Here is a 23,094-nt window from a genome sequence, read left to right as displayed (position 1 = left end):
CCGCGGCTCGACCCGGTCAGCGGCTCCGGCGACCCTTCGTCTGGCGGTAGTCGCGCGAGAAGACGTTCTCGGTCACGTGCTCGACGAACGCGTCGGCGTCGGCGTCGGTGAGGTCGTCGAGGTCCTTCATCGGCAGGAGTTCGAACCCCCGACCACGCACCGTGGTCGCGTGTTCGGCGTCGGCGTCGAAGGAGTCGGGCGCGCGGGTGGTGTACTCGATGGCGAGCGCCTCCAGCGCGCGCTGGCCGACCGGGACGATGAGCTCCGGATTGATCATCCGCACCTCGGCGTTGAGGAACGGCTCGCAGTTGCGCTCCTCCTCGTCGGTGGGCGGGCGCTCGGGGTGGCGACACCGCGTCAGGTAGGTGGTGTAGACGTTCTGGAGGTCCGGCTCGTCGGCGTCGGGCGGCGAGCGCGAGAGGCCCAGTTCGTCGAGGACGCGCTGGATGCGCCGCCCCGCCTCGTCGCCGGTGAAGGGAACGCCAGTCCGCTCGGCGCCGGCGGTGGGCGCCTCCCCGAGGACCAGCACCTCCGCCTCGGCGTCGCCGTAGCCGTGGACGACGCGCTCGCGGCACTCGACGAGCGCGGGACAGTGCTGGCAGTCGGTGTCCATCCCGTAGGGGTTCGAGAGTTCCTCCTGGTGCGGCACTGATCCCGGTTCGGTGGGTGCGGGGTTTAATCGTGTGGTCGATCGGGACGAGTGGTTGTCGGTGGCGTATCGGTTCGGACTGGCTCGGATCGGACTACCGTGGTGCCGACCGCGAAATCCCCCGCGGCCCCTTTCAGTCCCGCCCGCGGCGACCGCACCGCCGCCTCGTCCTCCCCGACCGATTGCGCTCCTCACGCTCGCTCCGCTCGCGTTGCGGTGTCCGCGGGCGACCCGCGAGTCGCCCGCGGGCTAGCGAGACCGAAGGTTTCGCGATGCTCATCCCTCGCGCGCTCCCGGCGGGCACTACCCGAGACCTTCGGTCTCGTGAGATCACACTCGTTTCACTCGCGTGATCGGAGGCCCGCCGGCGCGCGCCACCGCGGCTGCCGGATCGACGGGAGAATCGTGTCGGAGCCGCCGGACCGTCCCGCCCTACGCCCGCTTCTGTATCTCCTCGCGCAGCACGTCGCTCACCACCTCGCCGTCGGCCTTCCCGCGCAGCGCGCCCATCGCCTCGCCCATCAGGCCCGAGAAGGCGCCCATGCCCTCGGCCTCGACCTGCTCGGCGTTGCGCTCGACGACCTCGGCGACCGCCTCGCGCACCTCGTCCTCGTCCACTCCGGAGAGCCCGGCCTCCTCGACGGCCTCCTCGGCGGTCAGGTGTGGCTCCTCGGCGAGGACCGTGAGCACGTCGCCGACGCCCTCCTTGGCGAGGTCGCCGTCCTCGACGAGCGCGAACACCTCGCGGAGGTGGTCGTCGGTCAGTTCCCCGACGGGCACGTCGTCGCGCCGGAGCTCCGTCAGCGTCGACTCCAGCGTCGTCGCCGCGAAGGTGGGGTCGACGCCGTCGGCGACGACCGACTCGAACAGCGGCATCCGGCGCCCGTACGCGACCTGCTCGGCGAGGCCGGCGCCGAGGCCGTACTCCCGCTGGTAACGGTCGACCTTCTCGGTAAGCAACTCGGGGGTCTCGACCTCGCTCGGGTCGGGCTCGACGGGCGGCACGTCCGTCTCGGGGTACAGCCGGGCGGCGCCGGGGAGCGGCCGGAGGTAGCGGGTGGTGCCGTCGTCGTTCGCGCCGCGGGTCTCCTCGGGGACGCCCTCGATGGCCGTCTCCGCCCGCTCGGCGGCCGCGTCGATGGCGAGGTCGGCGGTCTCGGGGTCGTCGGCGACGAGCGCGACCGCGTCCCCCTCCTCGGCCTCGACGGCCTCCCGGAGCGCGTCGACCTCCGCCTCGGTGACGCCGTAGGCCGGAAGCTCGTCGGTGTGGAAGATGCCGCCGGCGCCGTGGCGCTTCGCGTGGTCGGAGAGTTCGGTGCCGAGCCGGCGGTCGGGGGCGATCTCGCGGCCCACGAGCCCCTCGAAGCCCGCCAGCCGGACCGCGCGAACGACGCCGCCCGAGTCCAGCGCGCCCGCGATGACGCCCGAGTCGGTGTCCGCGAACACGTCCGTCACGTCGGTCGGCTCCCCCACCTCTGCGTCGCGCCCGTCGAGCTCGGCGGCGACGTCGACCAGCTCCTTCTGGCGGCGCACCTCCGTCTCGACGATCTCGTCGATCTGGTCGAGCGCTTGGACGCCCTTGATCTCGACGCGGGCGCCCTCCTCGATGGAGACGTTCACGTCCTGGCGGATGGTGCCGAGGCCGCGCTTCACGGTCCCCGTCGAGCGCAGCAGCATGCCGATGCGCTCCGCGGCCTCGCGGGCCTGCTCGGGGGTGGTGATGTCCGGCTTCGTGCCGATCTCGACCAGGGGGATACCCAGCCGGTCGAGCGAGTAGCGGACGCCGTCGTCGGTCTCCTCGACGCGCTTGGCGGACTCCTCCTCCAGCATGAGGTCCTCGATTCCGACCGGGCCCTCGTCGGTCTCGATCTCGCCCTCCCGGGCGAGCAGGGTGGAGCGCTGGAAGCCGGAGGTGTTCGACCCGTCGATGACGATCTTGCGCATCACGTGCGCCTGGTCGACCACGTCCATGTCGAGCAGATCGGCGATCTGCATCGCCACCGCCAGGGCCTCCTCGTCCATCTCGTGGGGCGGCTCGTCGTCCTCCTCGACGAGGCAGGTGGTGTCGTACGCGAGGTACTCGAAGGTGCGGTCGACCCGCGACTCCTCGAGGGCGGCCTCGTCCACCTCGCCGAGTTCGGACTTCGTCGGGTGGAGAAAGCGGGTGATCGTGCGCTCGGACTCCTCGGGGTCTCGGAGCGTCGTCGGCGAGTCACAGAAGAGCTTCGTCGCCGTGTCGAGCTGCTGGTGGATCTCCAGCCCCGCGACGAGGCCGAGGTCCTCGGGATCGAACGAGCGATCGGTCATTGGGCGGACCTGCGGCGGCCGGGGAGAAAAAGGGTGTGAGTCGGGGCGGCGCCCCCCGTGTCAGTCGACCGTGTCGGCTCCGTCGGCCGCGGTGGCGACCGCGGGCGCCGCGTCGTTCCGGGGGGTACCCGTCACTCCACGCGCTTGAGGCCGTCCCCCAGGCCCCTCGCGTCACAGCCCTCCTCGGGACACGCGTAGTGCCAGCCGTCCTCGGTCGCCCGTCCCTCGGGGAACTCCGTCCCGCATCGTCGACATCGCAGGAGGTCCCGACCGGTCGCTCTCGCTGTGAGCTGAGGCATACCCGATACCTTCGACCGGGAGGAATTGAACGTACCGGTCTGTTCCGGACGGTAGGAGTCCGAACTCGACCGTTCTCGTGATCGCAAGGGGGCGCCGCGATCGGCGGGATCACGGAGCGGACGCCCCGAACGCGATCCCGCCGTCTTCGCCCGATTCGGCTTCCGGGGAGACGAGCCCGGGGCCGACGGGACAGCTATTTTGCCGGCTCCCTGCGTCGGTCCGGCGGATGCGCGACCTCGACGAGACCGACATGGAGATCCTCCGGATGCTCGCGGCGGACGGCAGACGCCCCTACAGCGAGATCGGCGAGGCGGTCGACCTCTCGGCGCCCGCGGTCTCCGATCGCGTCTCGCGTCTGCGCGAGGCCGGCGTCATCCGGCGGTTCACCGTCGACGTGGACCGCTCGACGCTGCGGGCGGGCACCCCGGTCCTGCTCCGGTTCGAGCTCCCGCCGGGCGGCGCCGGCGACGTACGCGAGTCGCTCCGCGCGAGCGAGGCGGTCGAACACGTGTTCACGACCGCCGAGAGCGACGTCGTCGCGTACGCCCGGGTCGCCGACGACGCCGTCGGCGAGTGGGTCGCCGCCGTGGTCGGCGCCGACGCCGTCGAGGACTACTCAGTCGACCTCGTCTCGGAGGTGGACTGGAGCCCGGGCGTCAGCGTCAGCGCGACCGAGTTCGCCCTGGAGTGCGACGAGTGCGGCAACAGCGTCACCAGCGAGGGCGTCGCCGCGCGGATCGGCGGCACCCTGTACCACTTTTGCTGTCCGACCTGCGAGTCGACGTTCGAGGAGCGCTACGAGCGTATGGAGGAGGGCGCGACCTGACGCCGGACACCGACCCCGGACCCCCGGCGGTCCCGGCTACCGCTCGGAGACCGGAACCCACGTCCGGCCCGTCTCTCCCACGTATCTGGCGCGCGGCCGGATGATCCTGTTGTCCGAGAGCTGTTCGAGGCAGTGAGCGGTCCACCCCCCAACCCGGGCGACCGCGAACGTTGCGGTGAACAGGTCCTTCGGGACGCCGATGCCGTGCAGGAGGACGGCCGTGTAGAACTCCACGTTCGTCTGCAGGCTGTGGCCGGCCTTGTGCTCGGCCAGCGCCTCGACGCCGACCCGCTCGGCCTCGCGCGCGGACTCGAAGAAGTCCGTGTCGCCGGACGCCTCGTAGAACGACTCGGCCGCCTCCGAGAGCACCGCCGCGCGGGGGTCGCGCACCTCGTACACCCGGTGGCCGAACCCCATGAGCCGCTCGCCGGCGTCGAGGCGGTCGCGGACGGCCGCCTCGGGGTCGCCCGACTCGTGGATCTCGACGAGCATGTCGAGCACCGGGCCCGGCGCCCCGCCGTGGAGCGGCCCCTTCAGGGCGCCGACCGCGCCGGTCACCGCCGAGATCACGTCCGACTCGGTCGAGGCGATACATCGGGCGGTGAACGTCGAGGCGTTCAGCCCGTGGTCGACGACCGTGTTGAGGTACGTCTCGATGCCCCGGACATCCGCCTCGTCGGGCTCTTCCCCGGTCAGCATGTACAGGTAGTTCGCGGCGTGTCCGAGGTCCTCGCGTGGGGCTACCGGGTCCTCGCCCTCCCGGTGCCGCCAGTAGGTCGCGACGATCGTCGGCAGCACCGCGACGGCTCGCAGGGCGTCCCCGGAGGGGTCGGTCGCGCGATCGCCCGTGTCGACGTCCCCGTCCCCCCCGTCGGCGTCGTCGTCGAGCGTCGCGGCGGCCACACCCATCCGGAGCGCGTCCATCGCGGGCAGGTCGGCCTCGGCGGCCGCCCGGAGCGTCTCCCGTACCTCCGGTCCGATCCCGCGGCGTGCGGCGAGGTCCGCCCGGAACGAGTCCAGTTCCTCGGCGTCGGGGAGGCGGTCCTCCCGGAGGAGGAACACCGTCTCCTCGAACGTCGCGTTCCCGGCGAGCTCCCCGATCGGGTAGCCGCCGACGATCAGCTCGCCGGCCTCGCCGTCGATGCTGCTCAGGCGGGTCTCGGCGACGGTGACGCCCTCGAGCCCGCGTGCGATGTCGTCCGTCACGCGTACACGGTTACGCCCCGCCGATAAAAACGGGGAGGGGCCGATCAGTCCTCGCCGAGGATGCCGCGGCGGGTCATCGCCTCTGGGTCCAGCACCTCGTCGGCCTCCTCCTCGGTGAGGTAGCCCTTCTCCAGGACGACCTCCCGGACGGTCTTGTCCTCCTTCAGCGCGGTCTTGGCGACCTCGCTGGCCCTGTCGTAGCCGATCGCGGGGTTGAGCGCCGTGGCCAGCGCCATCGACTGCTCGACGCGCTCCTCGCAGAACGCCTCGTTCGCCTCCAGCTTGGCGACGAACCGCTCGCCGAACACCTCGCTGGCGTTCGCCAGCAGTTCGGCCGACTGGAGGAAGTTGTGCGCGAGCACCGGCTTGTAGAGGTTGAGGTCGATCTGTCCCTCGGCGGCGCCCGCCGAGACGGCCGCGTCGTTGCCGACGACCTGCTTGTGGACCTGGTTCACCGCCTCGGCGACGACGGGGTTGATCTTGCCCGGCATGATCGACGAGCCCGGCTGGTTCTCGGGCTGTTCGATCTCCCCGAGCCCGTTGCGCGGGCCGGACGCGAGCAGCCGGAGGTCGTTCGCGATCTTGTTCAGCGAGCCGGCGACGGTGCGGAGCGCGCCGTGGGCCTCCGACATGGCGTCGTGGGCCGCCTGCGCCTCGAAGTGATTGTCGGCCTCGCGGAACTGCGTGTTGGTCTCCTCGGAGATGTACTCGGCGGCGAGTTCGGGGAACTCCGGATCCGTGTTGAGGCCGGTACCGACGGCGGTCCCGCCGAGCGCCAGTTCGCGGAGGTGGTACCGGGTGTCGCCGACGCGCTTGATCCCCTTCCGTATCTGCGCGCGGTAACCGCCGAACTCCTGGCCGAGGCGGACGGGCGTCGCGTCCTGGAGGTGCGTGCGGCCGGTCTTGACGACGCCGTCGAACTCCGCTTCCTTCTCCTCGAGGGCGGCGTGGAGTTCCTCCAGCGCGGGCATGAGGTCCTTCTCGACGGCCTCCAGCGCGGCGACGTGCATCGCCGTCGGGATCACGTCGTTGCTCGACTGGCCGAAGTTGACGTGGTCGTTCGGGTGGACGACGCGCTCGCCGACCTCCGCCCCGGAGATCTCGGCCGCCCGGTTGGCGATCACCTCGTTGGCGTTCATGTTCGAGGAGGTGCCGGACCCGGTCTGGAACACGTCGACCGGGAACTGGTCGTCGTGCTCGCCGGCGATGACCTCGTCCGCGGCCTCGACGATCGCCTCGGCGGTGTCCTCGTCCAGGTGACCCAGGTCCCGGTTCGCCCGTGCGGCCGCCTTCTTCACGACGCCGAGCGCGCGCACGAAGCGGCGCCCGAACGTCACGCCGCTGATGGGGAAGTTCTCGACGGCGCGCTGGGTCTGTGCGCCCCAGTAGGCGTCGGCGGGTACCTGCATCTCGCCGAGGCTGTCCGACTCCGTCCGGTACTCCTCGTCGGTGTCCTCGCTCATACGCGGCGACTCGGGCGCAGTCGTCGTAAAAGGCACCGATACCCCGCCGGCGATCCGACGTCCTCGTCGGGGTTCCGGTCGCCGCCACGCGGTCGCGACCGGCGCGCGGTCCGTCGCCGTGAGTCACCGACGCCGGTGGCTGTTTCAACGCGCGGCCCCATGCGGTCCCATGGCGACGTACCGACGCCGCGTGCGAGTCGCGGCGCCGCTGGCGGACGTGTGGGAGTTCCACTCGGGGATATCCGGCCTCGAAGCGCTCACGCCGGGGTTCATGAACCTCCGCGTCGAGCGGGTGGAGGGGCCGGACGGCGAACTCGACCCGGAGGTGCTGGTTCCGGGGACCCGGGTCGAACTGAGCATGCGGCCCCTCGGCGTCGGGCCGCGACAGACCTGGGTGTCGGTGATCGACGAGCGCGAGGCCGACCTCGGTGCCGGCCGGGCGTCGTTCGTCGACATCATGGAGGAGGGCCCGTTCCCGACGTGGCGCCACACCCACCGCTTCTACGAGCGCGGCGACGGAACGGTCGTCGACGACGAGGTCCGGTACGAACTCCCGGGCGGGTCGCTCGGGCGAGCGGCGTCGCCGCTCGGCTGGGTCGGCTTCGAGCCGATGTTCCGGTACAGACACCGGAAGACGAGGGAGCTACTGGAGTAGTCGGCTATCCGTCGGTCGCCGACTCTCCGGACGCGGGCGATCACGCCTCGCGTGCTCTCGCCGTCGTGATCACGCCCGCGAGCACGACGCTCCCGCCGACGACCGTCACCAGCGACGGGAACTCCGCGAGCAGTACCATCGCGAGGATCGTGCTGCCGACCGGCTCCCCGAGCAGGGAGACGGAGACGACGCTGGACTCGACGTGTGCGAGCGCCCAGTTGATCACCGTGTGACCGAACACGCCCGGCCCGGCGGCCATCGCGAGGAAGAGTATCCACTCGTCGGTCCCGTACCCCAGCAGCGGGTGACCCCGCACGACCGTCGCCGCGAGCAACGCGAGCGCGCACGTCGTGTACACGACGACGACGTACGGGAGCAGCGGCAGTCGCTGGCGGAGCGACCGTCCGAGGAGCACGTACGCGGCGGCCGCGCCCGCCCCCAGTACCGCGAGCGCGTTCCCGTACAGGGGGTCGGGCCCCGTGACCGCCGGCGCGGCCCCGAGCAGGGCGTCGCCGACGCTCATCACGGCCATCCCGGCGAGCGCGACGGCGATCCCCGCGACCGTCCGCGGGCCGACCCGCTCGTCGAGCAGCGCCCACGCGCCGACCACGACGAACAGCGGCTGGGCCTGCACGAGCGTCACGCTCGCGGCGACGCTGGTCCACCGGAGGCTCTCGAACCACGACGCGAAGTGGACCGCGAGCGCGACCCCCGAGAGCACCGCCAGCAGGAGGTCTCGACCCCCGATCTCACCGAAGGCGGCCCGGTCGCTCGGCCGGGCGAGCGCCACCGGGAGCAGCAGCGCGACCGTGAAGACGACGCGGTACAGCGCCTTCACGAGGCTCGGGGCGCCGCTCCACTCGACGAGGATGGCGCTCGTCGAGACGGCGACGACGGCCACGGCGAGACCCACGAGCGGGGGGACGCGCTCCTCCAGCGCGTCGATCGCGGCGAGCGTCGACACACCCGTCCCTACGCGGGTGTGTGGGTATCGCTTGCGGTTCCCGCCCGGACGGTCGGAGCCGGTCCGTCGACCGCCGTCGGAACGGTGAACGACTGTCTGGCGAACTGGCGACGCGGGAGTGTGGTCCGTCGGCGGCCGTGACCTCGACGGCCCGTGCGCGGGCGGCGCGTCGCGCGACCGCTGTACGCCCGCGGGTGGAGAGTCAGGTCACGGGGAGTGTGCCCCCGTCATCGGTGAAGAAGGTTCGTCGGTGATGGGTTCGGGAGCGACGTCAGGACTCTCCCGGGGCGTTCGCCTCGCGGGTGTAGTCCGGCCGGGTCTCGTAGGCGATCGGGTCCTCGATCCCGAGGCGTTGGAACGCCTGGAGGCGGAAGGCGCAGGCGTCGCAGGTGCCGCAGGCGGGCGCCTCCTCGCGGTAACAGCTCCACGTCAGCTCGTAGGGGACGCCGAGTTCGCGGCCGCGGGCGGCGATGTCCGTCTTGGAGTCCTCAACGAACGGCGCGACGACGTCGATGTCGGTCTCCGGCTTCGTGCCGACGTCGACCATCCGCCCGAACGCCTCGAAGAACTCCGGGCGGCAGTCGGGATACCCCGAGTAGTCCTCCGAGTGGGCGCCGACGAAGACGGCGCCGCAGTCGTTCGCCTCGGCGTACGACACCGCCATCGAGAGGAGGTTCGCGTTCCGGAACGGGACGTACGAGGACGGGATCGCGTCGTCGTCGCCGTCGAGGTCGGCGTCCTCGACCGCCATCGAGGCGTCGGTGAGCGAGGAGGCGCCGATGCGCGCGAGGTGGTCGGTCTCGATGTGGAGGAACCGGTCGGGCGGGACCCCCAACTCCTCGCGGAGCGCCTCGGCGCACTCGCGCTCCTTCGTCTCGGTGTTCTGGCCGTAGGACGTGTGCAGGAGGTGGAGGTCGTAGCCGCGCTCGCGGGCCTCGTAGGCGGTCGTCGCGGAGTCCATCCCGCCCGAGACGAGCACGACCGCATCGGGGCGGTCGGAGCCGTCCGTGGCCGGTGCTGCGCCGTCGGGGAGGTCGGTTCGGTCCGTGCGGTCGATCGGCTCGGTGGGGTCGGTGTCAGTCATGGATTCAGGTCTCGGGGGCGTCGTTCCAGACGTCGACGTGGACGCGCGGCGTGTACCGGAAGCCGTACTCGACGGCCAGTTCGGCGACGGTTTCGCGGATGCCGGATAGCTGGTCGCGCGTCTGCCCTTCGGGCATCAGCAGGACCTCCTCGTCCGGAACCGGCACGCTCGCGGCGTCGCGGACGCGGTCGACGAGGTCGGTGACCTCCGCCATGTCGTCGCGGCCGGTGACGACGAACTTCAGCTGGCTCTCGTAGCGCTCCACGAGCGTCGCGAGGGCGTCGACGTCGATGCGGTTCTCCTCGTGGCGGTCGGCCCACCCGCTCGCGAGGTCGGCGTCGCCCTCGCCGTCACCGTCGCGGGCGTCGAGTGCCGCCTCGGGAACGCGCTCGGGGGTCGGCGTCGACGACGCGAGCTTCGGGCTGATGCTCACGAGGTCGATCGGCGTTCCCTCGGGCGGGACGACGGTGCCGTTCGTCTCGACGGTGAGGTGGTGGTCGCCGGCGAGGCGGCCGAGGAGGTCGAAGCTCTCCTCGTGGATCGTCGGCTCGCCGCCGGTGAGCACGACGTGGTCCGGGTCGCGTGCGCGCACCTCCGCGGCGACCTCGTCGACGGCCAGCCACGCGTGCGTCGGCTCCCAGGAGGTGTGATACGAGTCGCAGAACCAGCATCGGAGGTTGCAGCCGCTCGTGCGGACGAACGTGCTCGGGACGCCGACGAGCCGTCCCTCGCCCTGCAGGGACGCGAACAGCTCGTTGACCGGGAGCGCCGGCCCCTCCGGAGCGGACTCGGGCCGCTCGACCTGGCTGGTGACCGGCACGGGTCAGACCCCGCCCGCGCACAGCTCGGCGGTCTCGCGCACCTCGACGGCGACCTCGGAGACGCTGTCGGGGAGCCGCTCGCGGAGCCGTTCCTCCAGCACGACCGACAGCACCTCCGCCGTCGGCGGCGCGTCGAGGACGACCAGCGCGTCGCCGTCGCCGGCGGCCTCGAACGCCTCGACGAGGGGGTCGCCCGACTCCAGGAGGAACCGGTGGTCGAACTCGCGGACCGCGTCGGTCACCTCGCCCTTGTCGACGACCCACCCCTCCGGGCCGAGGTCGCCGACGACCCTGACGGTCGCCTCGTAGTTGTGCCCGTGCGGCCGGCTGCACTTGCCGTCGTGGCGGAGCAGTCGGTGACCCGCGGAGAACCGGATCGGCCGGTCGCCGCCGACGACGAGTTCCCGCTCGCCCGCGTCGGCGAGTCGCTCGACGACCGCACGGTCGTCGGGGACGACCCTCCCTTCGTCTTCTTTGAATACGCTTCCGGTCATATCTATGGAATATCGAATGGTACATAAATAGTTATCCGAACGGGGCGCGACATCGCCGGTCCGGGACGCCGCGGGGCGACGCGGCGGCGACGGTTTTTGTGCGCGGCGACAGAAGTTCGTTCGTGACTCAGGACGACGACGAGACGGACTGCTCGACGGGGCGGGTTCCGGTCCGGGTCCGCCACGGGGACGGCGAGGCGACGCTGCACGTCGAACGCGGGGCGAGCCTCCGGGACGCGCTGCTCGCCGTCGACCGGGGGGACGGCACGGACCCGGATCTCTCGCCGTACGCGAGCGCGACCGAGCGGCTCAACTGCGGCGGGCGCGGGCTCTGTGCCACCTGCGGCGTCCGGGTGCTGTCGGGCCCGGAGCCTTCACACTGGCACGACCGCCTCGCCGACCGCTTCGGCTACCCGCGGCTGTCGTGTCAGGTCGTCGTCTCCGAGCCGATGACGGTCGAACTCCTCCCGGAGAAACGAGTCTGGGGCGGCCGCGAGTAGCGACCGCCGGGCTCAACTCGGTTGACCGGTCCCGCTGGCTCGGTCGCTTCGCTCACGGGTCACTTCGTTCCCCGTTCGCCTCGCGGACGCGCCCCGCTCGACCACGCTCCGCTTCCTCGCTGTGACGGGGACAGAAAGTCCGGGTTCCCCGATTTGAACACGCCGAGACGTTCCTGCTCGCTCGCTTCGCTCGCTGCGCGGGCTGCGACTCGTCTCTTCAAATCGTGTCACGGAGGAGTTCACGCGGCACGGCTCGCTCACGGAGTTCGCTCGCGACGTGCCGCGAGAAGTCCGGGTTCCCCGATTTGAACTCCTGCGGACGTGCTCGCTCCGCTGCGCGCGTCCGCCGTGCTCAAATCGGCTTACTGTCGGCTGCGTCGCCGTCGGCTCGGTCGCTCCGCTCCCTCGCTGTGACGGCGACAGAAAGTCCGGGTTCCCCGATTTGAACGGGGGGCAAGCCGATCTACAGTCGGCTGCTCTACCAGGCTGAGCTAAACCCGGATACATCCACAGATACCCGCCGATTCGGACTTAAGGGTTCTCATTCGACCCCGCCCCGTCACGTCGAGTCACGGTTCCGTCGCGGGGTTTATCGCCCGCGCCGAACACCGCGCGGACATGGCCGACGACGAGAGCAGACAGGCGACGTTCGGTGCCGACGGGGAACTCTCCGAGCGCGACCCCGACGCCGACGGCGCGAACGACTTCGGGAAGCCCAAGGGCGCCGACGAGACTGACGGCGGGTACAACCGCTACGCGGTGTCGAGCCTGCTCCAGAAGGCCGTCCGCCGCTCCGACGAGGAGGTCGCGGCCTGGGCCGCGTGGGAGCTCGCGCGCTCGGGGTTCGCGTGGAACCTCTGGGACCGCCTCCACCTCTACGTCGTCGAGGACCTCCGAGCCGGCCAGGAGGTCGCGCTCCTCGTGGAGCGGTACGAGGAACTCGCGACGGAGCGCTGGGAGCCCGGCGAGTGGCGAGGCCGGATCTGTGCGGTCCACGCCGCGCTCGCGTGCGCCCGGGCGGCCTCCTCGCGGGAGTCGCCGAACGCCGACGAGTTCTTCCGCAACGCCGCCGAGGCGCGGGCGGAGGCACGCGACAGCGGCGAGGAGCCGCAGGTCGACTTCCCGGTCGGCGAGTTCGAGCCCGGCGGCGAGTACGACGTCGCCTTCGACAAGCACACCGGCGAGGGGAGCCGGCTCGGCCGCGGCGCCGAGTTCTTCAAGACGCACGGCGCCCGCGTCGGGCCGGAGGGCGAGGGCGACCTCAGCGCGCGCTGGCAACGCCTGAACATGGCGCTCCACGAGGTCGACTTCTCGGGCGCGCAGGTCGCACACGCGGTCGATCCGGTCGACCCGGACGCGAGGTGGGACGAACCGGAGTTCGACGCGGAGGAGGGCGCAGAGCACCCGGACGGGTCCGGCAGCGGTGACGACGGGAGGGAGTGACCGTGGACCGCTCCGACGTCGACGACGCGGCGGCACTGGTCCGCCTCGGCGACGCGCTCGTGACCGAGCACGTCGCGATCAACCGCTACCGGCTTCCTCCGGGCGACGGCTTCCCGGGCGGCCTCCACGCACACGCCGACCAGGAGGAGGTGTTCGTCGTTATCGAGGGGGAAGCGACGTTCGAGACGCTCGACGGCGAGGTGACCGTCGCCGCCGGCGGGGCGGTGCGGTTCGCTCCCGGCGAGTACCAGACCGGCGAGAACCGCGGCGACGAGGAGCTCGTCGCGCTCGCGCTCGGCGCCCCGCGCGAGAGCGACGACGTGCGCGTGCCGGCCACCTGCCCCGACTGTGGCGCAGTCGGGCTCCGGCTCGACGCCGACGGCTCGGGGACCGTCTTTCGGTGTCCCGACTGCGGCGTCGAGCACGTCCCTGAGCCGTGTCCGGACTGCGGCGCCGACGCGCTCGCGTTCGTCACCGACGACGAGCACCGCCCGGTCGTAGCCTGCGACGACTGCGGGGCGACGTTCGCGGAGGCACCGCTCCGCGAGTAGCCTCCGAGCGCTCGCGACGCCGACCCCGACCCGCTCGCTACTCGACGGTCCGCTCGTGGACGCGGATCCCCTTCTCGGCGAGGTGGTTCATCTGCCGCTGTGCGAAGTCCTCCTCGCTGGTGCCGCGCGTCGCGAGCACGTACACGAGCGCCGCGCCCGCCGGGCGCATCGTCCGCCCGGCGCGCTGTGCCCCCTGTCGGCGACTCCCGCCCAGGCCGGACGCGACGACCGCCAGCTCGGCGTTCGGGAGGTCGATCCCCTCGTCCGCGATCCGGGAGACCACGAGCGTCCGGCGCTCGCACTGCCTGAACTCCTCGAACAGGCGCTGGCGGACGTGGTGTGGGGTTTCCCCGGAGACGAACGGGACGCCGAGGTCCCCGGCCAGCCGCTCGCCCTGGTCGAGGTAGTCGACGAACACGAGCGCCTTCGCGTCGCCGTGGCGCTCGCGGAGCCGCCGCACCTCGTCGGCCTTCGCGGGGTTGCTCGCGGCGGCCACGTGCCGCTCGCGCCCGTCGGCGCTGGCCCACTCGTTGCGCGCCTCGTCGTCGCGCCACGGCACGTACCGGATCTCCACCTCGGGCTCCTGGACGAACCCGGCGTCGAACAGCGCCCCCCAGTCGGTGCCGATGGGCGGGCCGATGAGGGTGAATATCTCCTCCTCGCGGTCGTCCTCGCGGACGGGCGTCGCCGACAGCCCGAGGCGGTGTTTGGTCTGGAGGTCCGCCGAGCGGCGGTACACGTCCGAGGGGATGTGCTGGACCTCGTCGTAGACGATCAGCCCCCACCCCCGGGAGTCGAACAGCGAGCGGTGGCGGTCCATCCCCGCGGTCTGGTAGGTGGCGACCGTGACCGGCCGTACCTCCTTCGCGCCGCCGTGGTACTCGTCGATCTGCGACTCGTCGAGGTCCGTGTGGGCAAGCAACTCCGTCCGCCACTGTCCCGCGAGCTCGCGCGAGGGGACGAGGATCAGCGTCTCGCCCCCGACGGCCGCGAGCACCGAGATGGCGGCGACCGTCTTGCCGGACCCGGGCGGCCCGACGAACACCCCGGACCGCTGGTCGAGGAAGCGGTCGCGCCAGTCGGCCTGGTACGCCCGGAGGTCGACGGTCAGCTCCACGTCCAGCGGCTCGCCCGAGTCGAGGTCGCGCTCGTCGACGACGGGGTAGCCCGCCTCGTACAGCACGCGCTTCACGTGGCCGATCTCCCGCTCGTTCACCCACGACTCGGTGTCCGAGAGGTCCGCCTGCAATACCGTCTCGTCGAGCTTCTGTCGGGCGACGTTGCCCATCAGCTCCTCCCGATCCGCCTCCAGCACGACGTAGCCGTCCTCGTGGGTCCGCAGGCGGAACTGCCGCGCGCGCTTCCACTGGTTCTCGACCCACTCCTCCAGGTGCGGCGAGCGCCGCGGGAGCACCGAGCGCATCCGCGCGAGCAGTTCCGGGAACTCCTCGAACGGGGCGGCCCAGACGTCCTCCTGACGGATCTCGTAGAGGTACCCGCGCGTCCCGGGCTCGGTCCCGGTCGAGTCCACGAGGTGCGCGAAGTCCGCGAGCATCGCGCGGGTGTACTGCGTGGGCTGGTCGACGACGACCTGTCGCCGCGTCGGGAACAGCACCACGCGCTCGCGGGCCGCGAGGTCACCCCACGAACTCGGGTAGTACACCACCGGGTCCGCCTCCACGTCGACGCGCTCCAGCGGGCCGTCGGCCGAGAGCGCGTCCAGGTCCGCGCGCGCCTCCGCCTGCGTACGCCCGGTCTCGCGGGCGACCTGCGAGGCCGTGAGCACCGGGCGCTCGGCCGCCTCGACCGCGTCGTAGAAGGCGTCGATCGTGAGGTCGTCCGCGGCGCCGTCGCCGTCCTCCTCGGTCATCACCCGCCGTAGGTCGCCGTCGCCTAAAGGGGCCGCGTTCGCGCGGTGAGTGCGGCCCCGCGTTGGCGCCCGCGTTCGAACCCCCGGCAGTGTCCGCCGTCCGCGCAAGCGACTTGACGGGCGAGGTCCTACCGACTCCGATGAACGGGCGGCTCCTCGACGCCGGCGCGTCCATGCTTCGCGACCGCGGGTACGACGTGACCCGTCCCGACAGCGGCGCGGAGCCGCCGGGGCTCGCGACGCCCGGGCCGGACGCGGACCCGCCGTTCGGGACGGCGCGCGAGACGGCGATCGACCCCCTCGGCGACGCCGACCCGACGACGGTGCTCTCGCGCCTGTGGACGAACCGCGACCGCGACCGGGCGACCCTGTTCGTCGTCGACGCCCGGCAGACCGCGGAGGCGGTCGCGGACCTGCTCGCGCCGCCGCTGGGCGTCGCGGCCGCCGACGGGGCCGGTCGGCGGACGTTCTTCGACGGTCCGGACCGCGTCCCGCTCGCCGAGGGCGGCTTCGCGGCCGTCCCCGCCGGGGACGACGTGGAGTGGAGGGAAGTCGGCGAGGGGGAGTCGTTCCGCCTGGAGCTGCGGACCGACGAGGAGACTATCGGCGCGCTCGACGGCGTCGGGGAGCTGGGCTCCCCGCCGCGGGCGACGTTCCCGTACGCCTACGAGCGCGACGAGGACAAGCGGATCCGCGTGCGCGACTTCCGCGGCCGGCCGGTCGAGACGTTCCCCGGCGTGAAGGCGATGCGCGCGGGCGGGTTCGCGCCCGTCGCCGCGCCGCTGGTCCCGGAGCATATGCTCGACGGCGACGTGGACGGCTGGTGGGGCGTACTCGTTGCCGAGGAGGACGCGGTCGTCGCCGGGCCGGTCGACTCGCCGGAGCGGTAGGACGCTGGCGAGGAAGTGAGGCCGCTCCCGCGCCGGAAGCGACGGCCGTACCTCACCGGGCGCCGCAGGGAAGCTCGCACAGCTCCCGCTTCGAGCGGAAGCGCGCGCCGCAGTCGTCGCACTCGACGTAGCCGTCGCCGGCGTCCGTGCGGACGCGGTGGCCGCCCACCTCGAAGGGGCGGGCGATCACGCGGGGTCGGATCCGCCCGGGGATCTGGCGGTCGCTGTGCTCGGAGAGGTCCGCGCGCAGCTGGATCGTGTGCACGTCGACCTCGCTCCAGCGGTCGGAGGCGAGGGCCGTGTCCCAGTCCGCGACCTCCGTCCACCCCGTCACCAGCACCGGCGAGGGGGTGTCGGTGTCGCCGACGACGACGACGAAGCGGACCCCGTCGCGGACGACCGCGAACCGCCAGCCGTCGGTGGAGTTCCAGCGGAGCTGGCCGTTCCTGATGGCGTCGCCGGCGACGGGAAGGGTGACGTAGCGACCCTGCTGGCGCAGGCGGCGACGGAAGTGGTCCGTCTGCGCGTACAGGCCGGGGTCGCGATCGGGCGGGGCCGAGGCGTCCCGTCCCCGTTCCGGGGTACCGGGCGAGCGGGCCCGTGCCCGGGTGGTCGTGTGCGAGCCGCCGCGACCGGTGTGCGCCGACGCCGCGGGGGCGTCGGCGGCGCCCTGTCGGGAAGCCACTATGTCGGCGTATGGGGTGTCCCGATATATACGTATTTCCCCGGGGGTACCGGGACCGATACTCGAATCGGCGCGTCGGCGCGGCTGGGCGACCGAAAAACGGGAGAACGGAGGGTGCCGCCGGCGCCTACCCCAGCAGGCCGAGCGCCTCGATGCGGTCGACGATCTCCTCGACGGCCTCCTCGGCGTCGTCGGTCCGCTTGCCGCCCGTGATGACGATCTTCCCGGAGCCGAACAGGAGGATCACCACGTCCGGCTCGTCCATCCGGTAGACGAGGCCGGGGAACTGCTCGGGCTCGTACTCGACGTCCTCCAGCCCCAGCCCGATCGCGAGGGCGTTGAGGTTGAGCTGGTGGCCCAGGTCTGCCGAGGAGACGATGTTCTGGACGGTGATGTCCGGGTCGTCCTCGACCGGGATCTTCAGCCCGCGCAGCTTCTCGAAGATGATCCCGAGGGCGTCGTGGACGTCCTCGATGCTCTTCGCGCCCGTGCAGACGATCTTCCCCGATCGGAAGATCAGTGCGGCCGCCTTCGGCTCCTGCGTCCGGTACACCAGCCCGGGGAAGTTGTCGGGGTTGAAGTCCGCCCCGGGGAGGTCCTCCGCCAGCGCTTCGAGGTCGAGCTCCTGCCCGATCCCCGTCGATGCCACAACGTTTTGAATCTCGATGGATTCTGCCGGGTCCGTCATGCGTCGTCGTTCCTCTACATCCCCTTATAAACCGATGGTTTATAAAGCCGGGTGTCTCCGCGGCCGCCGCCGCACGGTCACCGGTCGGCCGGGGGGTCGTTCCCCCGACGGTCGGCGAGCGCCCGCTCGACGGCTTCGACCGACCGCCCGGCGAGCGAGGCGGCGCGGGCCGGGGCGAGGCCGAACCGCTCGCACGCGACGGCCGCCCCGACGGCCGCCGCCGGGTGATCGCGGACGTGGTCGCGGCCGCGGTCGTCGGCCCGGTCGGCCTCGGCGCCGTCGCCGCCTCCCCCCTCCGGAGTCGGCGTCGACGCGGGCCGATCCGTCGCGGGGTCCGGAACCGCCGGAGACGGGGGTGTGGGGGGCGCGGCCCCGAACGCCGGTTCGCGCTCCCGGAGGCCGACCCACGCGGTCAGCGTCGTCGACAGGGCGGTCAGGGCCGGGTCCTCGGCCGAGGATCCTCGGAGCGGGTCGAGCGCGCCGACGAGCGCGAGCGCCCGCCGGGAGTCGCCGACGGTCAGCGCGTGCTCGACGGCGGCGTCCTGAACGGCGGCGACGGGCCCCTCCCGGTCGGTCCGTTCGTCCATCGGTCGGGTACAGGGCCCGTGGACGGAAAGGTGGAATCATATGCGATAGCTTCTCCAGTAAATTTATACTCCGAGCCGGTTCATCACTCGGCGAGATGACCGCACAGGCCGGGGAACGGGCGGTCGGTCGCCTCCACGCGGACACGGCGTCGCTCGCGGCGGCGGCGGCCGCGGCTGGGGGCGACCACGTCGCGCTCGTCGCCGACGGGTCCGTCGACCGGTGGCACGCCACGGTGGAGTCGGCGGCGGGCGGGTCCCCGCGGAGTTCCTTCCTCGTGAGCGTGGACGAGACGGTCCGCGGGGCCGCGGCGGCCGCGGCCGGCGGAGGCGCCGCGACCGCGGACGGACGCGCGGTGGGCGGCGGCGTGTCGCTCGCGGCCGTCGAGGCGCCGCTGCCCGACCCGGTCGAATACGTTCGTTCGATACTGACGGAGACGGTCGGCGACGGCGAGGACGGGCACGAGGGCGGGTCCGTCGTCGCCGACGACCTCGGGGCGCTCCTCCCGGTCGACGCGGACGTCGAGGCCGTCGTCGACGACCTCGTCGCCCTCGCGGGGGAGTTCGGACTGGAGTTTCACGCGGCCGTCGCCGGCGACGGCGCGACCGTCTCGGCGCTCGCGCGCCGCCTCCCGGGGGCCGACGACGCGGCGGACCGCGCGCTGGCCGAACACCTCGTGGACTACCTCCGCGACCGCGACCCCACCAACTTCGGTTACCTCCGTCAGCACTGGCGGGAGGCGCGCGCCGGCCTCGCCGCCGTTTCCATGACGTATCCGCAGTCGAAACAGGTCCACGCGGCGATCCCCGACCCGGAGACGACGCCCCGGACGCTCGGCGCGGCGCTGCAGGCGCTCGTGATCCTCGGCGCGCTCGACGTGTGGGGCGACACCGTCGCCGCGAACCGCTACGACCTCACCGGCTACGACCCCGCGCGCGTCGACGCGGTCGGCGCCGTACTCGACGCGCTCGAGGACTGACCGGCGACCCGCGTCACGCTCCCTCCGGGGTCCCCGTCTCCGGCGCCGAGAGGTCCCGGTCGACGACGGTCCCGTCCGACCGCATCCGCACGGTGCCGAGCGTGACCGTCTCCCCCTCGTCGGCGACCCGGTCCACCGCCCGGAGCGTCTCCGCCCGGTCGAGCGCCTCCCAGGTGACGCGCTCGATCAGCCGCTGGAATTCCTCGGGATCGCTCCATCCGGAGTCGATGTCCGAGGGGACGTGGACGACGAACCGGAACTCCTCGGCGGCGACGTGGATCCCGACGCCGAACGTGTCGCCGCCGTCCCCGTCGCCGCGGTCCGCCTGCCCGCCCTCGGTCCCCTCGTCGCTCATTGGCTTCAGGTAGCCGGCCGCCCCGCAAGAGTCCGTCGGGAGCGACCTCGGGAGTCAGATGCTGTCCTCGGGGCCGTGAACCGCCGCCATCCGGGTCGCCTCCGCCGCGTACCGCTCGCGGTCCGCCGGCTCTGTCGCTCCGAGTTCGTCGGGAGCCACGACCAGCGAGACGGGCGTCTCCCGTTCGTCGGCGAAGCTCGTCAGCGCGCGCTCCTTCCGGAAGTAGCGCTCGCCGGACTCGTCGGCGTACACGAGGATGACGAGGTTCAACTCGTCGTCCCCGTACGTCCGCTCGACGAGCCACACGCGTACCCCGTCGCGCTCGCCCCGTTCGCCGGTGGCCTCCGCCGTCATACCGTCCCCTATCCCCCGGCGGCCGATAAGCGGTCCCACGATTCCCGGCCGGCGAGGGTGTCCGGGTCGGGTCCCCGATCCGACGCGAGGGTTGAAAACGGATGCCGGACCCAGAACCCGTATCACGTAACGACAGTCGCGGGGTGCACGCGGGTGTGCGACGCCTCGCCCCGCGAGCGGAGCGAGGCCGAACGGGGCGAAGCCTCGGACGCGAACGGCGAACGGAGTGAGCCGTGAGCGCGCGAGCCCCCGGCTCGCATCCCGCCGGCGTCGCCTGTCAGCACCCGTCGAAACGACGCGAGCGGCGGCTTCGGGCTTCGGGGTTCGGGCGTCGGTCGGACGGGGGCGGGGAGCGGCGACGGGGAACGGACCGTCGGCTCAGTCGTCGGTCGGCGCGAGCGTCGCGTCCGCGTCGGCGTCCTCGTCGTCGCCGGCGGGCGTGGCGCCGCGCGGGTCCGCGTCGCGCCAGGTGCCGCGCCGGTACCACAGGTACGCGATGACCGCGCCGGCGGCGTTCGAGACCGCGAACGCCATCCAGATACCCGTCGAGTCGAACGCGGGGATCGGCAGCCCCAGGATGTCGGGCCGGGCGAGGCCGAGCGCGACCGGGAGGCGGATCACCCCGAGCATGATCACCGAGATGGCGGCGGCGGTCATCGTCTTGCCCGCACCCCGGAAACTCCCCGTGTACGCGCGCATGACGCCGATGAATCCGAACGTCGGCGCGACCCATCGGAGGAAGTCGGCCGACACCGTCACCACCGCCGGGTCGTCGGTGAAGACGGCGGCGATGGGCCGGGCCGCGAGGATGGTGACGACGCCCATCGCCGCGAGGATGACGAACATCGTCTTCGCGGCGATGCCGGCGGCCGTCGCCGCGCGGTCGGGCTTGTCGGCGCCGATGTTCTGGCCGGTCATCGTCTCGACGCCGCGGGCGACCGCGATGGCGGGGAGGAAGATGACCGAGAACACGCGCACGCCGATGCCGTAGCCGGCGACGACCGTCGTCGGGAACATCCCGACGATGACGAGCATCAGGTTCACCGACAGCGACCGCCCCGTCATCTCGACGGACGCGGGCACGCCGATGCGGACGATCCGCCTGGCGTACGAGAGGTCCGGGACCATGTCCCTCGGGAGGATCTGCACCCCGCGGTTCCCGCGGAGCATGATCGCCAGCCCGACCGCGAACGCGAGGGCCCGCGAGAAGATCGTCGCGTAGGCGGCGCCGGCGACCCCGAGTTCGGGGAACACCCACCACCCGAAGATGAGGAACGGGTCGATGACGATGTTGACCACGACCGTCAGCAGCATCACCAGCATCGGGGTGATCGTGTCGCCGTAGCCGCGCATGAGCGCGGTGAACACGAAGAAGCCGAACATGAACACCAGCCCCGACGAGATGATGCGCATGTACGCCGTCGCCCCCGGCAACACGGCCGGCGAGGCGCCCAGCAGCGCGAGGAAGTCGCCGACCACGAAGTACCCGAGGCCGCCGAGGATCAGCGAGGCGACGACCGCGAACGAGACGGTCTGGGAGGCGGCGTACCTCGCCTCCGCCTCCTCGTCGGCGCCGACGTGCTGCGCCACGAGCACCGACCCGGCGACGGTGATCCCCATCCCCAGCGAGAACAGGAGGAACACCATCGGGAACGCGAACGAGATGGCCGCCAGCGCCTCCGTGCTGTAGCGGCCCAGCCACAGCGTGTCGGCGAGGTTGTACGCCGTCTGCAGGAGGTTCGTGACGACGATCGGCACTGAGAGATAGAACAGCGGCTTGCCGATGCTCCCGTCGGTGAGGTCGAACTCCTCGCGGCCCTTGAACACCTTCGAGACCTGCTCGCCGAGCGTCATCGCGGGTTCCCCCCGTCATCGGCGTCGCGGTCGGCCGCGTCGTCCGACCGCCCGACGGGGTCGCCGGGCGAGACGGGGACCTCGACGCCGTCGACCACCAGGTCGAGGATGTCGTCGACGAGGTGTTCGCGCATCGTCACCACGTCGGCGCCGATGGCGGCGGCCCGCGTCCACGTGCCGTGGACGTACGTCAGGACGTGCTCGGCGATCTCCTCGGGGTCGGTCTCCTCGTCGTACTGTCCGGCCTCGACCGCCCCGGCAACGAGCGTCGCGATCTCCGCGCGGAGGTCCGCATCGAACCGCCGGAGCACCTCCCGGTACCCCTCGCGGTACGGCGCCTGCGCCTTGATCTCCATGAACGCCGTGTTGAACTGCTGGTCCGCCTCGTCGTCGACCGGTTCGAGCACCCGGCGGACGAGCGCGACGAGCTGCTCGACGGGCGTCCCCTCCGGGTGATCCGCGATCGTCTCGGCGAAGTCCTCGTGGAGGTACGCGAGGAACTCCCTGAACAGGTCGTCCTTCCCGTCGAAGTGGTAGTGGAGGGCGGCCTTGCTCTTGTCCGTCTCGTCGGCGATGTCCTGCATGGTGAGGTCGGCGTACCCGTGTTCGCACAGCGCGCGGTACGTCGCCTCCATGAACGCCGTTCTGGTGTCGTGCTCCTGACTCATCGTGGACCCGGGGTGCGACCGGTCGGCGCGGTCGCGTCTCCGTCCTAACTAACTGGCCAGTCAGTCAAAAACGGTTCGGCTCGGCCGGGCCGTGCGAGGGAGTCGCACCCGCCGTCCGGAGTCGGAGATCGGACCGTCCGAGCCGTCGCTGGCTATTTCCCCGCACGCGTCGCCACGTCCGTATGGACACGTACCGGTTCCTGTTCGTCTCGGCCGACTCGGCGCTGATCACGGACCTGGCGTGGCAGGTCCACAGGGAGGGCCACGACGTGAAGTACTACATCGAAGCCGAGCGCGACCGGGAGATCGGCGACGGGTTCGTCCCCAAGACGGACGACTGGCGCGCGGAGGTCGAGTGGGCGGACGTGATCGTCTTCGACGACATCTGGGTGGGCTCGGACGTCGGTACCGGCGCGCTCGCCGAGGAGCTCCGCGAGCAGGGGAACGCCGTCGTCGGGGGGACGCCGAACACCGACCGCCTCGAAGAGGACCGCGGCTACGCGATGGAGGTCCTCGAGGAACACGGCGTCAACACCGTCGAACATCACGTCTTCGACGACTTCGACGCCGGCATCCGGCACGTCGAGGAGAACCCGGCGCCGTACGTCATCAAACCGCTGGGGGAGGTGCAGAACGTCAAGCGCCTCCTGTACGTCGGCAACGAGGACGACGGCAGCGACGTGGTCGACGTCCTTCGGGCGTACAGGAAGGCGTGGGGCCACCGGATGAAGGGCTTCCAGCTCCAGCGAAAAGTCGAGGGCGTCGAGATCGCCATCTGCGGGTTCTTCGACGGCGAGCGGTTCGTCGACCGGGTCAATTTCAATTTCGAGCACAAGAAACTGTTTCCGGGGAACATCGGCCCGTCGACCGGCGAGATGGGAACGTCGATGTTCTGGGCCGGCC

The 23,094-nt window shown here is 71.9% G+C and carries 24 protein-coding genes, 1 tRNA gene and 1 pseudogene; 8 read left to right on the top strand and 18 right to left on the bottom strand.

Going from position 1 to position 23,094, the window contains the following annotated elements; genetic code table 11:
* Positions 1-16 precede the first annotated feature (16 nt).
* From ACQUQ1_RS17905 to ACQUQ1_RS17895, 3 genes are all read right to left on the bottom strand, one after another.
* Positions 17-613, bottom strand: a complete 597-nt coding sequence (locus ACQUQ1_RS17905) for a uracil-DNA glycosylase (protein ID WP_435065718.1) — start codon at positions 611-613, stop codon at positions 17-19.
* A gap of 468 nt (positions 614-1,081) precedes the next feature.
* Positions 1,082-2,956 carry a Glu-tRNA(Gln) amidotransferase subunit GatE gene (gatE, locus tag ACQUQ1_RS17900; RefSeq protein WP_435065667.1) on the bottom strand — a complete coding sequence of 625 codons (1,875 nt, stop codon included), beginning with the start codon at positions 2,954-2,956 and terminating at the stop codon, positions 1,082-1,084.
* Positions 2,957-3,087: 131 nt separating this feature from the next.
* Positions 3,088-3,255, bottom strand: a complete 168-nt coding sequence (locus tag ACQUQ1_RS17895) for an HVO_2901 family zinc finger protein (protein ID WP_435065666.1) — start codon at positions 3,253-3,255, stop codon at positions 3,088-3,090.
* Between the two features lie 227 nt (positions 3,256-3,482).
* On the opposite strand from ACQUQ1_RS17895, the gene ACQUQ1_RS17890 reads away from it, so the two are divergent.
* Complete coding sequence (locus ACQUQ1_RS17890) at positions 3,483-4,082, top strand: AsnC family transcriptional regulator (RefSeq protein WP_435065665.1); 600 nt, start codon at positions 3,483-3,485, stop codon at positions 4,080-4,082.
* A 36-nt stretch (positions 4,083-4,118) separates the two neighbouring features.
* Here the strand turns inward: ACQUQ1_RS17890 and ACQUQ1_RS17885 are convergent, their stop codons facing one another.
* Together ACQUQ1_RS17885 and ACQUQ1_RS17880 are read right to left on the bottom strand one after the other, a co-directional pair.
* Positions 4,119-5,288, bottom strand: coding sequence for a citrate synthase (locus ACQUQ1_RS17885; RefSeq protein ID WP_435065664.1), 1,170 nt, complete (start codon positions 5,286-5,288; stop codon positions 4,119-4,121).
* A 44-nt stretch (positions 5,289-5,332) separates the two neighbouring features.
* Complete coding sequence (locus ACQUQ1_RS17880) at positions 5,333-6,751, bottom strand: class II fumarate hydratase (RefSeq protein WP_435065663.1); 1,419 nt, start codon at positions 6,749-6,751, stop codon at positions 5,333-5,335.
* A gap of 169 nt (positions 6,752-6,920) precedes the next feature.
* Between ACQUQ1_RS17880 and ACQUQ1_RS17875 the strand changes: the two genes are divergently transcribed.
* Positions 6,921-7,406, top strand: coding sequence for an SRPBCC family protein (locus ACQUQ1_RS17875; RefSeq protein WP_435065662.1), 486 nt, complete (start codon positions 6,921-6,923; stop codon positions 7,404-7,406).
* Positions 7,407-7,446: 40 nt separating this feature from the next.
* On the opposite strand, the gene ACQUQ1_RS17870 is transcribed toward ACQUQ1_RS17875, so the two are convergent.
* From ACQUQ1_RS17870 to ACQUQ1_RS17855, 4 genes are all read right to left on the bottom strand, one after another.
* Positions 7,447-8,370, bottom strand: a complete 924-nt coding sequence (locus tag ACQUQ1_RS17870) for a DMT family transporter (protein WP_435065661.1) — start codon at positions 8,368-8,370, stop codon at positions 7,447-7,449.
* 271 nt (positions 8,371-8,641) lie between these two features.
* Entirely contained in the window at positions 8,642-9,454 is an 813-nt protein-coding gene (gene queC, locus ACQUQ1_RS17865; protein ID WP_435065660.1) for a 7-cyano-7-deazaguanine synthase QueC, read from the bottom strand.
* A 4-nt stretch (positions 9,455-9,458) separates the two neighbouring features.
* The gene (locus tag ACQUQ1_RS17860) at positions 9,459-10,274 is read right to left on the bottom strand and encodes a 7-carboxy-7-deazaguanine synthase QueE (RefSeq protein WP_435065659.1); all 816 of its coding nucleotides are present in this window, start codon (positions 10,272-10,274) and stop codon (positions 9,459-9,461) included.
* Positions 10,275-10,277: 3 nt separating this feature from the next.
* Entirely contained in the window at positions 10,278-10,769 is a 492-nt protein-coding gene (locus tag ACQUQ1_RS17855; RefSeq protein WP_435065658.1) for a 6-pyruvoyl trahydropterin synthase family protein, read from the bottom strand.
* A gap of 122 nt (positions 10,770-10,891) precedes the next feature.
* On the opposite strand from ACQUQ1_RS17855, the gene ACQUQ1_RS17850 reads away from it, so the two are divergent.
* On the top strand, positions 10,892-11,269 hold the full coding sequence (locus ACQUQ1_RS17850; RefSeq protein ID WP_435065657.1) for a 2Fe-2S iron-sulfur cluster-binding protein: 378 nt from the start codon (positions 10,892-10,894) through the stop codon (positions 11,267-11,269).
* 427 nt (positions 11,270-11,696) lie between these two features.
* Here the strand turns inward: ACQUQ1_RS17850 and ACQUQ1_RS17845 are convergent.
* A tRNA-Tyr gene (locus tag ACQUQ1_RS17845) sits at positions 11,697-11,770 on the bottom strand.
* Positions 11,771-11,887: 117 nt separating this feature from the next.
* On the opposite strand from ACQUQ1_RS17845, the gene ACQUQ1_RS17840 reads away from it, so the two are divergent.
* A complete protein-coding gene (locus ACQUQ1_RS17840) occupies positions 11,888-12,712 on the top strand; it encodes a hypothetical protein (RefSeq protein ID WP_435065656.1) in 825 nt (274 codons plus the stop codon).
* A 2-nt stretch (positions 12,713-12,714) separates the two neighbouring features.
* Positions 12,715-13,263: a cupin domain-containing protein gene (locus ACQUQ1_RS17835; RefSeq protein WP_435065655.1), complete on the top strand. Its 549-nt coding sequence runs from the start codon at positions 12,715-12,717 to the stop codon at positions 13,261-13,263.
* A 37-nt stretch (positions 13,264-13,300) separates the two neighbouring features.
* On the opposite strand, the gene ACQUQ1_RS17830 is transcribed toward ACQUQ1_RS17835, so the two are convergent.
* Positions 13,301-15,133: a DEAD/DEAH box helicase gene (locus ACQUQ1_RS17830; RefSeq protein WP_435065654.1), complete on the bottom strand. Its 1,833-nt coding sequence runs from the start codon at positions 15,131-15,133 to the stop codon at positions 13,301-13,303.
* A 140-nt stretch (positions 15,134-15,273) separates the two neighbouring features.
* Here ACQUQ1_RS17830 and ACQUQ1_RS17825 point away from each other — a divergent pair, with 140 nt between their 5' ends.
* Positions 15,274-16,023, top strand: a complete 750-nt coding sequence (locus ACQUQ1_RS17825) for a hypothetical protein (protein WP_435065653.1) — start codon at positions 15,274-15,276, stop codon at positions 16,021-16,023.
* A gap of 52 nt (positions 16,024-16,075) precedes the next feature.
* Here the strand turns inward: ACQUQ1_RS17825 and ACQUQ1_RS17820 are convergent, their stop codons facing one another.
* From ACQUQ1_RS17820 to ACQUQ1_RS17810, 3 genes are all read right to left on the bottom strand, one after another.
* Positions 16,076-16,708 (bottom strand): hypothetical protein, encoded by a 633-nt coding sequence (locus ACQUQ1_RS17820; RefSeq protein ID WP_435065652.1) that lies wholly within the window; start codon positions 16,706-16,708, stop codon positions 16,076-16,078.
* Positions 16,709-16,835: 127 nt separating this feature from the next.
* A complete protein-coding gene (locus ACQUQ1_RS17815) occupies positions 16,836-17,396 on the bottom strand; it encodes a TATA-box-binding protein (RefSeq protein WP_435065651.1) in 561 nt (186 codons plus the stop codon).
* Positions 17,397-17,473: 77 nt separating this feature from the next.
* Positions 17,474-17,983, bottom strand: coding sequence for a hypothetical protein (locus tag ACQUQ1_RS17810; RefSeq protein ID WP_435065650.1), 510 nt, complete (start codon positions 17,981-17,983; stop codon positions 17,474-17,476).
* 95 nt (positions 17,984-18,078) lie between these two features.
* On the opposite strand from ACQUQ1_RS17810, the gene ACQUQ1_RS17805 reads away from it, so the two are divergent.
* A complete protein-coding gene (locus tag ACQUQ1_RS17805; protein ID WP_435065649.1) occupies positions 18,079-18,960 on the top strand; it encodes a hypothetical protein in 882 nt (293 codons plus the stop codon).
* Positions 18,961-18,973: 13 nt separating this feature from the next.
* On the opposite strand, the gene ACQUQ1_RS17800 is transcribed toward ACQUQ1_RS17805, so the two are convergent.
* From ACQUQ1_RS17800 to ACQUQ1_RS17785, 4 genes are all read right to left on the bottom strand, one after another.
* Positions 18,974-19,315 (bottom strand): hypothetical protein, encoded by a 342-nt coding sequence (locus ACQUQ1_RS17800; protein WP_435065648.1) that lies wholly within the window; start codon positions 19,313-19,315, stop codon positions 18,974-18,976.
* A gap of 54 nt (positions 19,316-19,369) precedes the next feature.
* A complete protein-coding gene (locus ACQUQ1_RS17795) occupies positions 19,370-19,669 on the bottom strand; it encodes a hypothetical protein (RefSeq protein ID WP_435065647.1) in 300 nt (99 codons plus the stop codon).
* A 378-nt stretch (positions 19,670-20,047) separates the two neighbouring features.
* Positions 20,048-21,523, bottom strand: a complete 1,476-nt coding sequence (locus tag ACQUQ1_RS17790) for an MATE family efflux transporter (RefSeq protein WP_435065646.1) — start codon at positions 21,521-21,523, stop codon at positions 20,048-20,050.
* Positions 21,520-22,191 (bottom strand): TetR/AcrR family transcriptional regulator, encoded by a 672-nt coding sequence (locus ACQUQ1_RS17785; RefSeq protein WP_435065645.1) that lies wholly within the window; start codon positions 22,189-22,191, stop codon positions 21,520-21,522. The genes ACQUQ1_RS17790 and ACQUQ1_RS17785 overlap by 4 nt, the downstream gene beginning before the upstream one ends.
* Positions 22,192-22,373: 182 nt before the next feature.
* Between ACQUQ1_RS17785 and ACQUQ1_RS17780 the strand changes: the two are divergent.
* Positions 22,374-23,094, top strand: a pseudogene (locus tag ACQUQ1_RS17780) (phosphoribosylamine--glycine ligase); the annotation flags it as partial.

The sequence above is a fragment of the Halobaculum sp. EA56 genome (assembly GCF_051195075.1).
GTDB lineage: Archaea > Halobacteriota > Halobacteria > Halobacteriales > Haloferacaceae > Halobaculum.
This window is presented reverse-complemented; position numbering and strand designations above follow the sequence as displayed.

What these genes read in the sequence shown, in the direction of transcription:
- ACQUQ1_RS17800 (WP_435065648.1), bottom strand. Translation starts at nt 19,315, where the DNA reads ATGAGCGACGAGGGGACCGAGGGCGGGCAGGCGGACCGCGGCGACGGG.
- ACQUQ1_RS17795 (WP_435065647.1), bottom strand. Translation starts at nt 19,669, where the DNA reads ATGACGGCGGAGGCCACCGGCGAACGGGGCGAGCGCGACGGGGTACGC.
- ACQUQ1_RS17840 (WP_435065656.1), top strand. Translation starts at nt 11,888, where the DNA reads ATGGCCGACGACGAGAGCAGACAGGCGACGTTCGGTGCCGACGGGGAA.
- ACQUQ1_RS17805 (WP_435065649.1), top strand. Translation starts at nt 18,079, where the DNA reads ATGACCGCACAGGCCGGGGAACGGGCGGTCGGTCGCCTCCACGCGGAC.
- ACQUQ1_RS17830 (WP_435065654.1), bottom strand. Translation starts at nt 15,133, where the DNA reads ATGACCGAGGAGGACGGCGACGGCGCCGCGGACGACCTCACGATCGAC.
- queC (WP_435065660.1), bottom strand. Translation starts at nt 9,454, where the DNA reads ATGACTGACACCGACCCCACCGAGCCGATCGACCGCACGGACCGAACC.
- ACQUQ1_RS17855 (WP_435065658.1), bottom strand. Translation starts at nt 10,769, where the DNA reads ATGACCGGAAGCGTATTCAAAGAAGACGAAGGGAGGGTCGTCCCCGAC.
- gatE (WP_435065667.1), bottom strand. Translation starts at nt 2,956, where the DNA reads ATGACCGATCGCTCGTTCGATCCCGAGGACCTCGGCCTCGTCGCGGGG.
- ACQUQ1_RS17895 (WP_435065666.1), bottom strand. Translation starts at nt 3,255, where the DNA reads ATGCCTCAGCTCACAGCGAGAGCGACCGGTCGGGACCTCCTGCGATGT.
- ACQUQ1_RS17815 (WP_435065651.1), bottom strand. Translation starts at nt 17,396, where the DNA reads ATGACGGACCCGGCAGAATCCATCGAGATTCAAAACGTTGTGGCATCG.
- ACQUQ1_RS17905 (WP_435065718.1), bottom strand. Translation starts at nt 613, where the DNA reads ATGGACACCGACTGCCAGCACTGTCCCGCGCTCGTCGAGTGCCGCGAG.
- ACQUQ1_RS17890 (WP_435065665.1), top strand. Translation starts at nt 3,483, where the DNA reads ATGCGCGACCTCGACGAGACCGACATGGAGATCCTCCGGATGCTCGCG.
- ACQUQ1_RS17790 (WP_435065646.1), bottom strand. Translation starts at nt 21,523, where the DNA reads ATGACGCTCGGCGAGCAGGTCTCGAAGGTGTTCAAGGGCCGCGAGGAG.
- ACQUQ1_RS17810 (WP_435065650.1), bottom strand. Translation starts at nt 17,983, where the DNA reads ATGGACGAACGGACCGACCGGGAGGGGCCCGTCGCCGCCGTTCAGGAC.
- ACQUQ1_RS17880 (WP_435065663.1), bottom strand. Translation starts at nt 6,751, where the DNA reads ATGAGCGAGGACACCGACGAGGAGTACCGGACGGAGTCGGACAGCCTC.
- ACQUQ1_RS17785 (WP_435065645.1), bottom strand. Translation starts at nt 22,191, where the DNA reads ATGAGTCAGGAGCACGACACCAGAACGGCGTTCATGGAGGCGACGTAC.
- ACQUQ1_RS17825 (WP_435065653.1), top strand. Translation starts at nt 15,274, where the DNA reads ATGAACGGGCGGCTCCTCGACGCCGGCGCGTCCATGCTTCGCGACCGC.
- ACQUQ1_RS17875 (WP_435065662.1), top strand. Translation starts at nt 6,921, where the DNA reads ATGGCGACGTACCGACGCCGCGTGCGAGTCGCGGCGCCGCTGGCGGAC.